At 54.0% G+C, this 17,173-nt stretch carries 13 protein-coding genes and 1 pseudogene; 7 read left to right on the top strand and 7 right to left on the bottom strand.

Annotated features, from left to right (window positions below):
* Nucleotides 1–36 precede the first annotated feature (36 nt).
* From ABQ278_RS17725 to ABQ278_RS17695, 7 genes are all read right to left on the bottom strand, one after another.
* A complete protein-coding gene (locus ABQ278_RS17725; RefSeq protein WP_349322356.1) occupies nucleotides 37–1,386 on the bottom strand; it encodes an EAL domain-containing protein in 1,350 nt (449 codons plus the stop codon).
* Nucleotides 1,387–1,594: 208 nt separating this feature from the next.
* Complete coding sequence (locus ABQ278_RS17720) at nucleotides 1,595–3,235, bottom strand: ABC transporter ATP-binding protein (RefSeq protein WP_349322355.1); 1,641 nt, start codon at nucleotides 3,233–3,235, stop codon at nucleotides 1,595–1,597.
* 86 nt (nucleotides 3,236–3,321) lie between these two features.
* Nucleotides 3,322–3,975 (bottom strand): DUF2285 domain-containing protein, encoded by a 654-nt coding sequence (locus tag ABQ278_RS17715; protein WP_349322354.1) that lies wholly within the window; start codon nucleotides 3,973–3,975, stop codon nucleotides 3,322–3,324.
* A 280-nt stretch (nucleotides 3,976–4,255) separates the two neighbouring features.
* Nucleotides 4,256–4,486 carry a hypothetical protein gene (locus ABQ278_RS17710; protein ID WP_349322353.1) on the bottom strand — a complete coding sequence of 77 codons (231 nt, stop codon included), beginning with the start codon at nucleotides 4,484–4,486 and terminating at the stop codon, nucleotides 4,256–4,258.
* Nucleotides 4,487–4,499: 13 nt separating this feature from the next.
* On the bottom strand, nucleotides 4,500–5,135 hold the full coding sequence (locus ABQ278_RS17705) for an acyl-homoserine-lactone synthase (RefSeq protein WP_349322352.1): 636 nt from the start codon (nucleotides 5,133–5,135) through the stop codon (nucleotides 4,500–4,502).
* An 80-nt stretch (nucleotides 5,136–5,215) separates the two neighbouring features.
* On the bottom strand, nucleotides 5,216–5,935 hold the full coding sequence (locus ABQ278_RS17700; RefSeq protein ID WP_349322351.1) for an autoinducer binding domain-containing protein: 720 nt from the start codon (nucleotides 5,933–5,935) through the stop codon (nucleotides 5,216–5,218).
* Nucleotides 5,936–6,641: 706 nt separating this feature from the next.
* Nucleotides 6,642–8,309, bottom strand: coding sequence for a Fic family protein (locus tag ABQ278_RS17695; protein ID WP_349322350.1), 1,668 nt, complete (start codon nucleotides 8,307–8,309; stop codon nucleotides 6,642–6,644).
* 266 nt (nucleotides 8,310–8,575) lie between these two features.
* On the opposite strand from ABQ278_RS17695, the gene ABQ278_RS17690 reads away from it, so the two are divergent.
* From ABQ278_RS17690 to ABQ278_RS17660, 7 genes and pseudogenes are all read left to right on the top strand, one after another.
* The gene (locus tag ABQ278_RS17690; RefSeq protein ID WP_349322349.1) at nucleotides 8,576–8,860 is read left to right on the top strand and encodes a hypothetical protein; all 285 of its coding nucleotides are present in this window, start codon (nucleotides 8,576–8,578) and stop codon (nucleotides 8,858–8,860) included.
* An 823-nt stretch (nucleotides 8,861–9,683) separates the two neighbouring features.
* The gene (locus ABQ278_RS17685) at nucleotides 9,684–11,447 is read left to right on the top strand and encodes a hypothetical protein (RefSeq protein ID WP_349322348.1); all 1,764 of its coding nucleotides are present in this window, start codon (nucleotides 9,684–9,686) and stop codon (nucleotides 11,445–11,447) included.
* 134 nt (nucleotides 11,448–11,581) lie between these two features.
* Nucleotides 11,582–12,874, top strand: a complete 1,293-nt coding sequence (locus ABQ278_RS17680; protein WP_349322660.1) for an ATP-binding protein — start codon at nucleotides 11,582–11,584, stop codon at nucleotides 12,872–12,874.
* Nucleotides 12,875–13,021: 147 nt separating this feature from the next.
* Nucleotides 13,022–13,444, top strand: coding sequence for an SWIM zinc finger family protein (locus ABQ278_RS17675; RefSeq protein ID WP_349322347.1), 423 nt, complete (start codon nucleotides 13,022–13,024; stop codon nucleotides 13,442–13,444).
* Nucleotides 13,445–13,858: 414 nt separating this feature from the next.
* A pseudogene (locus tag ABQ278_RS17670) lies at nucleotides 13,859–13,972 on the top strand (DUF2837 family protein); the annotation flags it as partial.
* Between the two features lie 465 nt (nucleotides 13,973–14,437).
* Nucleotides 14,438–15,349 (top strand): hypothetical protein, encoded by a 912-nt coding sequence (locus ABQ278_RS17665; RefSeq protein WP_349322346.1) that lies wholly within the window; start codon nucleotides 14,438–14,440, stop codon nucleotides 15,347–15,349.
* Complete coding sequence (locus ABQ278_RS17660; RefSeq protein ID WP_349322345.1) at nucleotides 15,346–16,695, top strand: S1 RNA-binding domain-containing protein; 1,350 nt, start codon at nucleotides 15,346–15,348, stop codon at nucleotides 16,693–16,695. Before ABQ278_RS17665 ends, ABQ278_RS17660 begins: the two co-directional genes overlap by 4 nt.
* Nucleotides 16,696–17,173 lie beyond the last annotated feature (478 nt).

The following is a 17,173-nucleotide window of genomic DNA, read 5'->3' as shown; positions in this document are numbered from 1 at the left end:
TCACTATGACGTGGACGACAGATTGTCTGCAGGGCGTCATACTGACTTCTTCGACCGAGCAGAATGGCGGGAGCTGCGCCAGACCGAAGACGAAAGTGACAACTCATCATTGACGGCCGCAACACCTTCATTTGTCTTTGATGCCAATTCACAAAAACTTTCGCCACGAAGGGGGCGACCGAGATAATATCCTTGTGCTGCATGGGTGCCAAGTTCAGTAAGTTTACACAGCTCCGCCGCGGTTTCTATGCCTTCGGCGACGACCTTACTCCCTATTTGGTCGGCGAACGAGATCAGGGCGCGAGCAAGTGCCTGTCGCGTCCGGTCAGCATCAATACCCCGTGTGAGGCTGATATCGAGCTTAATAACATCAGGGTTGAGATTCAGGATATGCCTCATGCTGGCGTAGCCGGACCCGGCATCGTCTACGGAGATTTTTACCCCACGAGCCCTTAGGGGTTTCAGGGCAAGGTTGAGGCGATCATAGTCTTCGACATGATCGTGTTCCGTGATCTCAAGCACGAGCCGTCTTGCAGGTACACCTTTGAGTAAGCTCTGCCAATCCGCGTCCACGATAGTTTGTGGCGAACAGTTTACACCTAGGTAAATATCGCCTTGCTTCCAAACATCTTTATAACCCCGTAAGGCCTTTGTAATCGCCTTGAGCTCAAGCTCCGCTTTCAACCCGACTGCTTCCGCGTCGGCAAACCAAAGATCGGGCGCTCGTACCGGCTCGGATGAAAAGCGCGACAAGGCTTCGGCACCAAGGATATGAAGGTTCTCAAGATCATAGATGGGTTGGTAGACAATATCGGGAAGACTTGAAGCCAGAACGGCTTCCACGCGGCGGCGCGCTTCTTGATGCCCCTCATTAAGGTAGAGCTCTGTTTCAATTTGGTGGGCCACGATTGCTGCGAAAGTACGCATAACATCAAGGTCCCGGGCATTTAGGGTTGTATCGGCAAGATGGCTAAAGCAGCAAAAGGTGCCGAAGAGGCGACCGTCCGAAAGCAACAGGGGAACGCTAACGTGAGAGCCAATAGGCAGCGCGTGGGTTGCCGGAATAGACAAGGCTGCAAGAACCTTCGCCGTATCGACGATAAGTTCAGGCAGGTCGCCGTCGACAACCTTCTTACAATAACCGTCATTAAGTGACATGACGTCACCTACCTTTACAGGGGCTTGCCCGGGTTTGGCATCGACATATCGAAAATAGCGTTGATCGCCCGAGAACTCGGAAATGAACCCAACATCCATGCCGAGGTGAATTCGTACAGCGTTTAAAAGGTTCTCGATACTGCCCTTTGCCAAGGCCGACATGAGCGGTTGCTGGCTTGCCCCCGGCCTTGCGGGAAACCCTGCCTCAGAGAGACCACAGGCGTTCATTGTCACTCCCCACCTATATCGACCTCCTCACTATCGTCGCCCAGGGGTCTATGGCACATCAGTCATTCAACCTATCATACAGTGACTAACAATTTGTTGTTGCTGTTCCTGCGGTGCCCAGACCATGAGGCCACGTGTCGCTCTACGCTTCTATTCGCTCGGTTCGGCGCGATCACCTTATGATGTGTTTCGGCCGCTGCGTGGCGCATCAGCGCAGGGTCTCCCACAATCTGGCATAGGCAGCGGAGTCCTGCATGAGCACCTCGTGTCGCCCCGCACGCAGCAAGGTCCCATTCTTCATAAACAGGACCTGATCCGCATTTTCCGCGACCGACTTCCGATGCGTGATCATGATCAGCGTCGTGTTCGCGCGAATGCCTTTGCGCAAGGTGCGGATCACATCCGCTTCACTCGCGGGATCAAGCGCAGAGGTGCTTTCATCCAGGATGATGGCCGGAACCTTGACCCCAGCAATGCGCGCCAGTTCCAGCTTTTGGATCTGGCCGCCGGACAGGCGCTCTCCCTGTTCGCCGACGCCTAGGCTGAAATCGATCTCACGCGCAGGATCGAAGAACCGCCACTCGGCGAGAAGCTGCGCAATGTCAGCTTCGCTCTGCCCCGAGGGTGGATAAAGGGCATTCGCCAGCAGGCTTCGATTCAGCAGGGTTACGGTCTGAGGCACATAGAGCATGAAACGATAGCGCTGATCCCAGGGCACCGTTCGCAACGGGACACCACTTATGACGACATCGCCCGATGTGGGCTCAAGCAAGCCTGCCATGACCTGCGCCAGGGTGGATTTGCCCGAGCCATTTGGGCCAACGATGACATTGAATGAGCCTGGCGCCAGTGTCACGTTGACATCATGAAGACCGGACAAACCCGGACCATAGCTGAACGCGACATTTCGCAGTACCAGTTCCGCCGCGCCGTCTGGCGGAGTACTGATGATCCGAGCCGCCTGCTCATCCCTTCCCAGGTCCAGAACCTCCCGGACGGTCAGGAGCGCGATCGCGGCTTGGCTGATCACAAAGCCGAAGCCGCTGAGCGGCAGCACCAGACGGAAGCCATAGGCCTGCAACAAAACAAACTCACCTATCGTCATTCGGCCAGCCAACACATCGTATGCCCCCAGCGTCAACAGACAAGCCAAGCCTAATCCGGCGGTGCCATATTGCAAAAGCGCCATGAGCACCTGTGAGGTGAGCATGCGCCGGAAGGCTTGCCGTTTCGCTTCGAACCGTTCGGCCATGAGCTGGCGCTCGGCGGAAAGCGCGCCGTTGAGCACGACGCGGCGGGCGTTGCGCAGGACATCCCCTAATGTTTCCGACACGTGTCCGGCGGCGGCCCCGGCCTCTAAGCTGACGGTATTTTGCCTGACCGCGCCAAACCAGGCAGAGATGGCAAAACCTAGAAGCGTCAGGGCCAGAATGACGACATAGAGCGGCTTTAGGATACTCAGGATAATGGCCAGGCTGATCAGCACCTGCACGAGTGTCGGCGCAATCTGCCAGATCAGGCCTTCCACAATGACCTGAAGACTGTAGGGCAAACGCTCCATCACACCGAGGAGGCGCCCACTGTCGCCATCTCTGTTGCCTACCAGTTGTGGCATGACCGAGGTCAAGGCCTCGTCCACAATGACGGCATTCAGCCTGTTGAGCATATTCTGGGAGAAACCTTGGCGCCAGGCCTGAAGAACGCCCCCGCCGAACCAACTGAGGATAAACGCGACCACCAGGCCCAAGGCCCACGCTGTGGACGCATGCCCCTGCCCCATGCCATCCACCAGGACTTTGAGCGCAAGCGGCCCGCCGGTTGCCAATCCGATGGCGGTCACTTCCAGCACCAGAACTCGCGCCGAGGTCGGCCCTAAGACCAGTCGCACGGTCCACCATCGCCGTGGCCAGAGTGGCTATGACGAGGGTTTGCCCCTTACTGGAGGAGTGTCTTATAATCGCCATCGACCATTTTCCTTCCATACCGGAGCAAGCGTTGAATGCGGCCCTTCAGAAAGGTCGAGCCACCGTTCCATTCCTCACGCACGAACGGCTCTGTAAACAGGACGCAGGCGATCTCCCTGTGCGAGGCCCCCGCGAGCATGCCGTCGTAGGCCTGGAGCGCGACCGCCCATTTTGGCGCCCGCCGCTCGGGCGGAAACAGGTTGTTCGGAAACCGTCCGAGGCGACGAAACGCCCCCAGACGCAAGACAGTCAGCGCCTTGGCGTCGCTGCCCTTGAAGAGCCCGATGTCACATCGCAGGCGTACGGGCCCTTGCGACAGCGTGCCGGAACACACCTGCAATTCAATTTGGTGGCTTCCGTCATCCAGGACCAGAAACTCACGTCCCTGTTTATCCATAACCAGATCGGACATGTCTGCGTATTCGGCGATATCGAACGCTTCTGGATCAGATGGGGGTACCGGTTCGGCATGTACTGCCACTACCGCCGGATCGTACTCCGGTAGCCAGAACAGCCGTCGTGTCGGATCGCCATCGCCGCGCGTTTCCGCATGAACCCATACCCCACCTAAAAATGGCGGCACAAGTTCTCGACGAGGACAATCGGTCCATTGCGTTGAGACCATTCGGTCAATTCCCTATTTCGGGCCGCCCGTTGAAACTCTGGACTGCGATTGAGCCAAAGCCATGCCCAGGTCCGGCGATCGCTTTGCAAAAATCTCGTATAACTGGCGCCATTGGTCCAATCATCGCCTTCTCCTGTTCCACTTATGCTCTGGCCCATGTGTGGTACTCCAGGCGGGCGTTCTGCCCACCGTACTGAGGCTACAGGTCCTTCAGGGACGCCAAGATTGGCATCTCTGAGGCGCCCGCCGCCGCCTATGCTTTGGCTGTAAACGCGGACATTTACTCAGGTTTGGGCACCGAACCCTTTGTTGGCTCCGGCGCATTCAAGGTCGCCTTGCTGTTCTCGCGATCGACATACAGCATGAGGCATTTGACAAGGATATCGTCGAGGTCGTTGGCCAGATCCTGAATGCCTTCACGGCGAAGATCCTCACGTAACAGGCTCATCGCATCAATAGTACGAGAGAGGCTGGCATCGAGGCTATGGCCATTTCCTGCAGGTACCGGCACGTTAGCGGTTCGCCTACGCGACATTTGCACGTCTCGCGACGGCGTGATTTAAAATAACAGACGAAAGGCCGGTGACCCTTTTGACGCGCTGCCATTGGGCTTTCGATATAGAGATGGACGCAGCCTGGATTTTGGTGTGGCCACCGACCCGTTGAGCCGCCCCCAGGCGATCAAGACTAACGCCTGATTTCTCGAACACCGACCGCAGGATCATCGTCGGCATCAAGCCGATAATTTGGTCGATATCCCGTGCCAATCCGAACTCAATATTGGCCGCGACCAGCGCGTGGCAGATGTCCTGACGCTTCTCTACCGGCAGGCGATGATCAATACAGAAACGTGTACTCTCCCAGACATTGTCGTGAGAACGGAAAACAGTGGTGTCATCGACCAGGTCGGAAAAATGATCGGCCAGCATACAACCATAGCGAACGGGTGTAAGCCGACTTAAACCCAGTACCTGTTGACCATCATCAGAGTAAACCAGATAGACGGTGGCGATATGGTCGTAAACATCAAACTCCAGACCATCTATCGATTTTACCTCGTATTTCTGTCGATCAATAAACTCTCTGTGCCTAAGCTGATGCTGGCCGATAAACAGTTCATAGTTGGTGGAGATGTCTTTGTAGCTGATCACTCTAATCATCTGATTACTCCTTTATGTGGCAGAACCAGATGAACAGAGAAATTAACCAAATAAAATCCAGCAAACGCGTGGTTTAGAGGTCAATCAGCCCCATTTTTTGTGCGGAAATGACGGCTGCGGTGCGATTTCGGACCTTCAGTTTTCGAAAAATGCTTCGCAGATGCGAAATCTATTGTGCTGGGTTTAATGCCCATCATTTGAGCAATCTGCGCATCCGTGAGACTTTTTACGATCCCCTCCAGCACTTGGCACTCCCTGTCGGATAGAATGGCAGATTTTGGTAAGGTGCGCTCGGGTGCGACCATTGCGCGGAAAACTTCAAAGAAGTGATTGCAATAGGCGACTATTAGATCAAGCGGTGGCAACTCCTTGACGACAGGCTCGGATGTCGCCAGAGCAATCCCCGCCACCTGCGACATAGGCCCCTTAAACGGAACCCCCACGCCGTTGTGCAGACCGGCCTTCTGGGCGTCACGAAGAAATCGCCGCTGTCGCGCCGTAAGCGGCAAGATCCGATCCAGCTCACTCCAGTAGAAAGGTCTGAAAGTGCTTGTCGCGCAACGCGCCACCGGGTCGATGCGTCGGCAGTCATTCAGGTCATAATACTTCCGCCAGGCGCCTGGGTAGGTGTTGATTCGGCCGAAACCCCAATGTACACTTGAGATGTCGTAGGCTGCGATGACTGAGAAGTTAATGTAATCGAACCCGAACGCTCGCATTGCGTCTACAAGGGTTTCAAAGAGCGCGTCCACTGACTTTACGCGCCTGGTCGCTGTAATAAAGTCGAGAAATGCAGGCATAATTTCCTCCGAATTGGCGTTTTATCCTCATGCGACTCTACACATGGAAGGTATATTTACACCACACTCAACCGGAGAATATATTTCAAGACGCTTACACTCCTAATTGACAACGCCCTGTCATGATTTTGTCACACTTGGTCGCGTTTTACATCAGCCAGCACAGTCGTGAGTATCAGAAAGCGCTCCTTGACCCTCTCTTTAAGGATTTTGACAGAATGGAAAGCCTTGCTGAGGCTCTCCATTCAACGCCGCCAAATCTGATCCAGGCCATTGCCGAGATGCAAATCGTCCCCATGCCGTGATCTGCCGCAGGAAGGCGCTGATTGATGGCGCTTTGTCGCGGTTTACCTTGCCCCCTTCCAGTCTTTGCAGAAAGTCAGACGCTCCGCGGCGGCCATTTTTCGTCGATGAGAGCCGGGATCACTTGGGCTGCGTCCATTCGACGTTGGCGGTTTGCAAATGGCCCAGACGCTTGAGGCGCTCGGTTTGATGATGATCGGTCTGGCCAAAAACGGTGCTGGGACCTGGGACTTCGCCATGAAGGTCGATATCGGCTAATTGCGGCGTCGCTTATGCGGAAATTGAAATAGAGGAGGATGCAAAGGAACGTAAATATCCTCATCTGGACGACGAACTGCCCTTTTAACGAAAAGGCCCGCCGGACAAGGCGGGCCTTTTCCATGCTCTTTCGTTCGATAGAGAATTAAATATCAATTTCAGGCTGCAACTCGGCGTTTAAAATGGCAATCACGTCTTCATCACTTAACTCGGAAACAAGAAGCGCTTCCCGTCGAGAAGGTCTGCTGCGCTTTGCTTCCGATTTCTCGTCATCGAAAATATCGCCATACGCGGTCTCCAACAGCGCCACTTCGTCATCGCGCAACGCCTTGAATTCCTTCTCACGCGCGCGCTTGGATAACCGGCCCTGCCCTTGATGCAGAAAATTGATCAGCAATTCGATCATACGATCAGGCATCTCGAAACTCTCCTCAACGACACTTTTTATTCTGTCATGCTTTGCGAGGTAGGTGACTTCTTCTGGCAGGCTATGTTCGACGGTTTGGCGGACGCATTCATATAAAAACTCGGCTTGTCTGGTTGCGTCAAAATAACGGTAGAGATCAAGCGTCTCGTTAAGCACCTCCACGTTACCCTTGTCGGTCGGTTTCCACTCGATAAGATCAAGGCGTTGGCGCGAGTATGCTTCCAGCACGCGGCGATAATCGTCAATGCGCTCCAGAATGACCGCTGATACGGGGAAAACGATGCCTTTCGGCGCAAAGCTCTTCTCCATCAGGACATGATGGATCAGGTATCGGTGTATGCGACCATTGCCATCTTCAAACGGGTGGATAAACACGAAGCCGAAGGCGATGAGCGACGCCGCCAGTACCGGATCGTAATCACCGGCGGTCAGTTTGTCGTTGACCGCAATAAGCGCGTCAATGAGTTTGGGAACATCCTGCCAGCGTGCCGAGATATGATCAGGAATCGGGATATTTGATATCCGGTCATGGACACCAATAAAGCCGCCCTCCTTTCGCCAACCCATTTTGACGAAACGCTGATCCTCGATGACGATATCCTGCAAATGGACAAACTCCCGAGGTGACAGCTTTTGCTGCCCCGCCTGTCCAATGGCGCGCCCCCAGCGTTCGGCGCGGTTATGTGGAGGCCGCTCCCCTTCGATTGCATAGGAGGCCTTGGAGTTTTTCAACAAAAGGAAAGCCGCTGCGCGTGCAAGCACGTCTGGATGGACTTGCCCTAACGCCTGCGCTGCCTTCTCCTTGAGGTTAGAACTCATCAGCGCATCGAGCTTTTGCGTGCGCCGGATCAAGGGACAGAACTCGGGCACGCCCGGAAGATTATTGCGGACGCGGTGACGCTTTGACGGTTCAGCCGCGCCGGGATACTGAATATCGGAATCCAGAAGATCGACAAAATTTGTCACTTGAGAGTCTGGAATATCCAGACGCGCTTGCATCAGCCATTCGTATATGAACCACAAACGGCGGCTATGCTTGCCTGTCGGCTCTGAAACGATGATTTTTTCTATGTCTTTCGGGCCGACAGCCATAAAAAGCGCTCTCAACACGGCCAAGTCCAGCGCCTCGTGTCTAAGGGCAAACATCACATGGCCTTGCAATGTTTCTTCCGGCGCGTGGCGGGGCGTGAAGACCATCCATTCTTCTGCATCGTAGCGCCGATGTTTCTGGCTTAATGCTGAAAGCCTGTCCGGCAGATGTACTTTCAGGTTATAATGCTGGATGAGGGCGGCATAGCCAGCAAGCGTCATAGTGGCTTCCGGGAGGCCGCGCCCGTGAAAAACATTTTCAACTTGTGAATTTTTAATTTTATTTTCTATTTTCATGAAAATCATTTTCTCATGAAAATCGTTTCCAATCCATGAAAATCGTATTTATTGTCTATTTTTTATGAAAATTGATTTCATCATCAGTTGCACCAAATACCTACGCCGCCATCCCGCTTTTGGACTTACCCCGTATATTCCGAAACAACGTCGCTCGGCCTACGCTGTATCCGGCCGCGACCGCTTCGGTCTTTAAGCCACCCCGCATCAGGCTTCGCGCTTCGGCAAACTGCACCGCATTCATCTTAGGCTTGGCACCGAGCCTCGTGCCCCGGTCTTTTGCCACCTGTAAAGGTACACACTGGACGCTGATCGCACGCGGTGCAACCTGCCCCATTCCTAACGGCGTCTTGCCTGGGCTGCGCATTATCCGTATCGGCTCTGATTGCGCCTACCAAGACCAGACTGGCGCACTGGAGAAGATTTACGACACGACAGAAGGCGACCTAATCCTCATACGCCCAGATGGCTATATCGGCGCGGTCATCTCCACCGCAGGCGGAGGCTGGATTTCAGACTATCTCGAAAACGTGCTCAACAAAGATTTATGAAATTGCAACAAAAGTTTCCGGCTCAGCGGCGCCAGCCGCACCCTGAGCCTTAACCCCCGGAAATTCTAGTTTCGGGTGGCCAAGAAATAGGGAGCAGGTCACCAACTGCCCGAGCGAACTCAAGATTGGATAACATCTAGGGGCAACGTCGCGGCGAAAGGACCAATACTGCACATTCAAAAGGAGATGTGCCGGATGTCCTCGTCAATTGGACGTCCGCTTTCGTTGAGGGGGCAGAATTCGAGTCACTTCCGGAATGGGCGCAAGCCTGTCCTATGCAATTGCAGGCAAGAAAACATCAGCGCTAATCGATGGCAATTAGATCACACAGGAAAATAGGTCACTGTCGATTTCACATCTTGAAATGTTTCAAGACAACAAATCAACCCCCTGAAAAAACGGGTTGGAATATACTTGATGTGCGCGCTTGTTGCGCGTTTATGGTGTGAGGGGCTACCTAATTTAAATATCTAGGGTGGTGAGTTATCGCGCAATCCACCTCTAGTGGCGAAAAATCCGTTCCTTAACGCAGATTTTTCCGCGTCTTAATGCAAATGCACACAGATATTGTGCGGGCCAGTTAAGCCGCGTTTTCTAACATACTGAATTTTCTAACATTGCCAAAATCCGCTCGTTCGCGCCGACCGGCGCATGTGCGTTAAGACGCGGAAAAACGCGCACTTTTCGCGTTAAGACACGGATTTTCGCGCAAGCCCCTCGTAACCTACTGAATTCACTAAAACACTTATTTGCGCATGCGCCACCTTCTTGTGCGCGTTTGTCATAACAGCGAACCTGGCCTTCCCTTTTTGAGGAGCCCGCCATGGCCAATGTTCTCTCCACCGATCGCGTCGCCTGGGCCTTGCGTGATCTGGGCCTGACCATATCTGGTGGCACGATCAAGGCCTGGGCCGACGGCCGGACCCGGCCGCGCGGCCAAAAACATTGGTCCCACTTTCGTGCGATTGCCGTCCGTTATGGTCTGGCGGAGAATACCCTGATCGAGCGGCTGTCGGTCTTGCCGCCTGTGCCCAGTAAAGTGCAGGCCTCCGTGCCGAAAGCCTTGCGCGACGATCTGGCCTGGCACCTGCCGGCCGACTTCGGCAATCGGCTGCCGGAAGCACAGGCGGAAATCCTCGACTGGGTCGAGCGGACTTTTGGCTCCGGCAGCACCGATTATCGCCGCTACCTGCAGGATCGCCTCCAGGCACCTTATGCCCTGTCCTTACGCGCCGGCGACGAGGTGACACCGCCACAGCTACTCGAAGAGATCGAGGCTCTGCTCGCGTTCAAAACCACGGCCTTCGTGCCAATCGGCTGGCAGCGCAACGGCGTATGGAATGCCGAGACCGCCGCGCAGAAACGCCTCCAGTTCGGCCAGATGTTCGGCGCCTTGAGCGAGATGGGCATCAAGCCGCATGCCCTGTCGCTCGGCCTGTTGGTACTGCCGCAGGTCTGGGATCTGTGGTTGCGCTGGCGGGAGGAACGGCGCGGCTTCTATATTGCTGGCGAAGCCGATTTCCTGCGCCTGGCCCAGGCACTAGCTCGGCCCGGCACCGGTTGGCTGAGGCAGTCACCCCATCTGGCGCAGCGTCTACGCGTCGTCAAAGGCCTGCTCAAGCGCGACCAGATCGCCGAAGCAAGAGGTGACTGGGCGTCGGCCTGCGACCGGTTGCTGGTTTACGCGCGCGGTCGTGCTCTGGATATCCGGCGCGTTGCCCGCGTGCACCGCGATCCGTTCGAGCCCATCCTTCCCGTTCTCGAAGCGGACAGCCCCATCGGGGAATACCGCAAAATCTGCGAAGAGATCGAATGCCGTCTCCCAGATGCCAAAGCGCATCCGATTGAGGCTGCCGAAGCTATCCGCTCGCTGCTGATGCTGCGGCTCGGTCTGCACCTGGGCTTGCGACAGAAGAATCTGCGCGAACTGCTGCTGTGCCCGCGCGGGCGGCGGGCGACGCCGGAGCGCAAGCTGGAAGTCCTGCGCCGCGGCGAACTGCACTGGACCGGCACGGCCTGGGAGGTGCTGATCCCTGCTGCAGCCTTCAAAAACGCCGGCTCATCGTTTTTTGAGGGCCGACCGTTCCGCGTTGAGCTGCCAGATATTGGCGGGCTCTACGCGCTTATTAGCGGATGGATCAGCAAGCATCGGCCGATATTGATCGGTCGCGCTGCAGATCCAGGCACGGTGTTCGTGGCAACGGCGCGTGGCCCGAAGGCTGACGTCACTCTGGACAAAGCCGCTTTCTACGATCTGTGGCGGCGAACGATCGTGCGTTATGGCGTGTTCAACCCCTTCACCGGGCAAGGTGCCATCGCGGGACTACTACCGCACGGACCCCATGGGGTTCGCGACGTCCTGGCCACCCATATCCTGAAGGCCACCGGCTCATATGAGCACGCCGGCTACGCTATCCAGGACACTGCCGAGACCGTTGCCCGACACTACGGCCGCTTCTTGCCCAAGGACAAATCCGCCCTCGCGGCCCAGATCATCAACAAGGTTTGGCTCGAAACCCCATCCCGACCTTCCATTGCGCCGCCAGATATGGCGCTGAAGGAGCATCTTGGTCGCTGCGCATTTTAATATTGTTCGCGAGAGCGCAAAGGCTTATTTTGAAATGCGGCGGCTATCCTTAATGATAGTTTCGCACATTCTCTAATGTACATTCCGCAGAGTATGTAATATACAAATCGCACGTTTCAATAAGCCCTCATGAGATAATGGACAACGATCTTTTCCCTCGGCACATGACATCGATGCTGACAGAGGCTTTGCAATCAGCCCGCGTCGTCAATGTCATTGGCCCACGGCAGGCCGGCAAGACTACACTCGTGCGGGAACTCTATGGACGTGGCCGCTTCGTAACCCTCGATCACGAAGCGACCCTTACCGCATTCGAGAATGATCCGGCCGGCCAACTTGAAGCCCTCATGGCCGAAGGCAATGCACCCCTCATCATCGATGAGGCACAACGGTCAAAACGCCTCGCCCTGGCGATCAAAGCCCATGTCGATCTGCATCGTCGCATGGGCCAAGTGCTGCTAACGGGCTCATCGAATATATTTTCGAGCGCCGAGGTCATGGATTCGCTCGCCGGACGCGTCCAGACGCTCGTACTACACCCGTTGTCGGCTGCGGAAATCTACCGTGGAGCTCCGACCGCTCTCCTGGATTGGGCGCAACATTCCGCCGACCTAGCCGCCTTGCCCAACCTGCCTGAATTCACGCGTAGCGAGGCAATCGACCTCATAACAATGGGCGGCTATCCTGAAATCCGCCCGCTCGACGAGCGCGCCCGGCAGCGCCGGTACCGCGCCTATATTGACAGCATCGTCGATCGCGACGTCGCCGATATTCTGAAAGTCCGCAAAACAGACGCCCTACGTCGCACGATCGATCAATTAGCCGCACGGACAGCAAATGAGCTGAACATGCAAGAGCTCTGCTCGAATGTCGGCATCCAGCGCCAAACCGCCGAGCAATATTGCGATGTCCTTGAGAGACTGTCCCTGGTCAAACGCCTTGGAGCCTGGGCGTCTGGGGAAGTACGCCGCGATATCCGCCATCCCAAAATCCATATACTGGACACCGGGATTGCTTCAGCGCTACGCAACCTGGGCGCCGATAGCTTCGCCGCCGACGCCCATCCGGCGGCGCTGGGCGGCCTCCTGGAAACTTGGGTCTTCAGCGAATTGATCAAGAACCTTCCTTACGCGGATTCCGAATGGCGGCCATGGCACTGGCGTGGCGACGCTGGCCGCGAAGTGGATATCCTGCTTGAAACAGGACGAGAACTCGTCGCTTTTGAGATCAAGGCATCTACCACGATAACGCCAGCGGACCTTAAAAACCTGAAGTGGTTCATGTCCGAGGGGCCCGGCAAAAGCTGGAAAACGACTGGTATTATTATGTACCTGGGATCTCAACCGCTCAGTCTCGGTGACCGATTGTTTGCCCTGCCGTTATCGGTGTTCTGGGCGAAGACCTGGCGCAAAAGCCGCGGGATTTGATAGCCATGCCGGTCGAGGATACGCCGGGAAGACCAACGTTCGCATCTATGATTATCGAGACGGCAACGAGGTGGTGTTGTCGAGAATGGCCCAGAAGCGCGAGTCAGGTTACAGAAACCTCGGTTACAACATCGGAACGCGGCTTCTATGAAACTGACGCTGGAGCAGATCAGAGACCTGGTAGATGACCGCTACATCGATCGTGGTCGCGCCTACCTTGCCGGCGGGCAGTTGCAGTTGACCAAGGTGACAACCGACGACGTGACCGCCAAATGCGCTGGCACGCACCTTTACAATGTAACGTTACGGCTCAAAGGCGAAAAACTGTCCGGCGGCTGCACCTGCCCAGCGGTCGACGAGTTTGGCCCATGCAAGCACATTGCGGCGACGGCCCTGGCCATCATGGCGCAAAACTACAGCCCGAGCGCTTCGTTCCTAGCGCGCCAGGAACAGGCCTCTCGCCTCGAAAAGAAATTGCTGCTAATGTCGAAATCCGATCTTGCGGCCCTCGTCATGCAACTGGTTCCAGATGATGAGGAATTGGAGCAGATTTTGTCAAGTGACGAATAGACTTGCGAAACGCCGCGGGCACACTTAAAGTATTGAAGCCGTTTATATTAAGCCAAACCTGTTGAGCCCATCCAGGTATGTTGCGTTAAGCCGCCGAAAAACGCGCAGATTTAGCGTTAAAGAACGGAAAAACGCGCAAGCCCCTCGTAACACACTGAATTCAATAAAAAACAAGTTTGCACTAGCGGTACGTTCTTGAGAACGTCTACAGCAGCTCTATGCTGGGCCCCTCTTTTTTGGAGTCCGAATGCCCAATGCTGGGCGCCATCCTGCCGTTGATGGCGCGTGCGCTACCCGCAAAAGCGCCGCCGCCCCATTGCAGACATTCCCACCGTACCAAGAGGCAAATGGGGAGTGGCTTCGAACATAGAACGGGATAATATATGCTGAGAAAACTACCTTCAGGGCGGCGATATGGACATTCAGCTTATTTTCCTATGCGTTCTCACCTTTGTCATCCATCTGATCGGCACGTTGGCCTATTCTGTTCGTATCGCTGGAGTTCGCACAGGGCGTATTGCTGTGTCGCTAGTGAACCGCCCCGGATTTGCCGGAGGCCCTAACTCAATCTCGCGGAGGTCGGAGCTTTGAAATCACCTCAGCGACTTCGGAACATATAGCCGCAGCCAGCAAAAGTGTAGCCGAGCAGTCGAAGTGTTCCATTGAGAAGGGCCACACTTTGTGCAGAATGGGAAAATTATGATTTAAGAACAGAACGACAAAATCAATTGCCATTGCCAAGCGAAAGATCCACGGCATCGAGCTTCTCCTGTATATGAGCCAATGCCATTACACATCAAAGCCGGAGCAATCTCACTGAACGTTTAATAGAATTGCGGGTTAGAATAATAAATATAACCATCATAGAATTTAATACATATTCGAAATTTATCAAAAAAACATCTACTAAACTTCTAGCTTGCGGCATGGACAAGGGCGACAATATTATAGGATGATTTAAGTATGCGACCCAGAGCAAAGACAATCTATAAGTTGGACACGAAGCTAAAGGACCTTTACGATATCCTTTTCGCGGCAGGCCAAATCAAAAGTCGAAGCATAAATGCTTTAGCAGACGCAGCATGCGTTGGGCGACAAACGCTTCACGCATCAGGCGGTACAGGGCGAATCAGCCGCCAAAACGAGGATAAAATCTCTGCGCTAGGCAATTTTGATCCTAACGCGCCATATTGGTGCGACCTCACAATTCCAGAAGAAAAGAGGGAAGTTTTCAATACTAATTATCGTGGTGCCGACACTCCAGAAGCGTTTCGGAAGGCACTGCAGTCAATTTGGGGAATAGGGAGAAAGCGCTACAAAGTTTATCACGAGGCTCCGGTTGCAGCTCATCCCGAAGTAGCCTGTCATGAACTAACTGGCAGTGGCCAGGGTGCGACTCTCGACCTTGAGCTTCCAATCTTCTTAGAGGCAGATTTTGGCGCCATCCACGATCTTGCGAATAATCTAAAGTACGGATTTAGACGAGCACGCCTTCGCGTCGATCTCACTTGCAAATACGGCTCGAAAAGCGTCACGAGGTTTGCCACGGGCGGCAGCCAAGTTATCAACGGAGCAGAAATTACCTCGCGTGGCATTCCTTCGACGCCTAGTTGGGAAATACAGTGCCTCCCAGGCGACACGATTCTCGCCAAACCTGTGTCCAAGAACGACGAGCCCCTTATGGCCGTAGTAGGCTACGGAGAAGGAACAAGGATAAATTCGACACTGTCAGTAAACCTGTCTGATGGTGAACTTGTGTTCTCGAACGGAGATCCAATTCTTGACGACAACAAAGCCGCAGTTATTGAGCGCATCTGCACCCTCCTTTTACAAGAAAATATCAACGAGCAGGGCCGGCTCGACCTCAGCTTTCATTCATTGCAAATAAAGGAAGCTGACCATTGAAACAGGTTCCTTCGGGCAAGTCCGCCGCCATAGGGCGTGTACTGCAAGCAAGCAACGGTGCTCCCTTTCAGGAGCTCGTCAGAATAGCCGGCCTCGATCCTGAGCACGATTTTCGAAATTGCATGCTTCGGAAAGTCGATTTTTCTGGCAGTGATATTTCAAGGTTCGATTTTACGGGCTCTCAATTGATCGAGTGCAAATTCAGTCGCGCCAAACTTGGTTCAGCGATCTTTCTCGGCGCACAATTTCGCGGGACAGATATTACCGAGGCAATCGACTGGGAAAAACGTCGGGCTAATTCTCCCATTTTACTGGAAACTTGGGACCCGGAAAGCTATTTTGACCGTGCAGAGGCCAGGAGTGTCGCAGGAAAAGTTATCGCGATTGAAGATGATGTTGCGATAGTAGATATTGGTGGTGGGCTTTGTAGGCGTCTCCACTCAAGTCTAATCAAACCGGTCATTGAAAAACGCAGAATAAAGCTCGGGGACTCGATTTCTATCTCAGAAGAAATTGCTGATCAAGCGCCAGCGTATTATTTTGACGCGTCCGAGATGCCGATGCCTCTCACATTTGAACAAATCGAGATCGCCTTTAGAGAAAAGGCCACACTAAAAGGAATTATCCAAAGGGCGATTAAAGGAGGTTACCTTATCAATATTGGAGGATTCCAAGCGTTCTTACCGGGAAGCCAGGTTGATCGGGGACGCTGGGTGGACGCGAGTCCTATTATTGGAGAACCGCAGCCATTTCAAATTTTAGAGCTGCACGAGCGTTTTGGAAAAAAAGAAATAGTCGCTTCCCGGCGCGCCGCAATTGAGGCGGCAGAGAAAGCTCTCCTTCGGGAAATGTTTGAGGAATTATACATAGGCCAAGAATTTGACTGCAGGGTAAAAAATATCGTTGATTACGGTGCCTTTGTAGAAACAGATTCGTTTGATGGATTAATACAGGCGTCCGACATCGCATGGGAGAGAATCACTCATCCAAGTCAATACTTATCCCAAGGGAATGTTGTTCGAGCGGCAGTTGTCGCTATAGATCCTGATAAAGGACAAATAGCACTCAGTATGAAGGCTTTGCTTCCAGATCCTTGGCAGGCTGCTCCTCAAAGTTATCTCCCAGGCTCTTTGCATATTGGCGAAATATCTAACGTTGTTGACTACGGAATATTTGTGATGCTTGAGCCCGGTGTAGAGGGATTAGCTCATTTGTCGGAAATGCCCCCCCTAGCGACAGGTAAAACTCACCGCCGAACCTGGTTCAAACATGAAAAAGTCCAGGTTCAGGTTATAGATGTGGATATTAAAACACGGCGAATTTCCCTTCGAGTTCCCGCACCATGAGGCGGCAACGTTGGTCCAAATCGCGCACGTAATTTGAGATAATGTGCCGAAGTATAAGAAACGTTTGTGTAACTTCTGCCTAAGCTCCGTTCATTCCTTTGCGGACGCGCGGGGGGAGACGCCACTTAGAAATTAGACTTCAATGATATTATCTTCGCCAAACCACTCACGGGCACAATCAAGGGCCTTGGCAGATGGTCCACGGAAATAGACCACAAGAGATGCCTTGGCACGCGTGCAGCAAACATAAATATCTTACGAGTCCGGTCCAGGACAGAAGGGGTGCCTGCATTTTCAAAAAGATACTGAAAATTGTATTTCGAACAGTTTCCGTTATCGAGCACCACGAGCACGTTTTCGAACTCGTCTCCTTTAATTTTGTGCTGCGTTGAAAACGCGGTCTTACCTTCAAGATATTCATATACCTTTTGAAACACGGAATATCGCACTTTGGACACCTGCTGGAGGCTTGCGACGA

This window comes from Asticcacaulis sp. MM231, assembly GCF_964186625.1.
GTDB lineage: Bacteria > Pseudomonadota > Alphaproteobacteria > Caulobacterales > Caulobacteraceae > Asticcacaulis.
The sequence above is the reverse complement of the archived record's forward strand: the minus strand, read 5'-3'. Positions and strand labels throughout refer to the sequence as shown.

Bases quoted from the DNA above. Each gene is read 5' to 3' on its own strand.
- ABQ278_RS17715 (WP_349322354.1), bottom strand. From the start codon at position 3,975: ATGGTCTCAACGCAATGGACCGATTGTCCTCGTCGAGAACTTGTGCCG.
- ABQ278_RS17725 (WP_349322356.1), bottom strand. From the start codon at position 1,386: ATGAACGCCTGTGGTCTCTCTGAGGCAGGGTTTCCCGCAAGGCCGGGG.
- ABQ278_RS17695 (WP_349322350.1), bottom strand. From the start codon at position 8,309: ATGAAAATAGAAAATAAAATTAAAAATTCACAAGTTGAAAATGTTTTT.
- ABQ278_RS17685 (WP_349322348.1), top strand. From the start codon at position 9,684: ATGGCCAATGTTCTCTCCACCGATCGCGTCGCCTGGGCCTTGCGTGAT.
- ABQ278_RS17700 (WP_349322351.1), bottom strand. From the start codon at position 5,935: ATGCCTGCATTTCTCGACTTTATTACAGCGACCAGGCGCGTAAAGTCA.
- ABQ278_RS17705 (WP_349322352.1), bottom strand. From the start codon at position 5,135: ATGATTAGAGTGATCAGCTACAAAGACATCTCCACCAACTATGAACTG.
- ABQ278_RS17675 (WP_349322347.1), top strand. From the start codon at position 13,022: ATGAAACTGACGCTGGAGCAGATCAGAGACCTGGTAGATGACCGCTAC.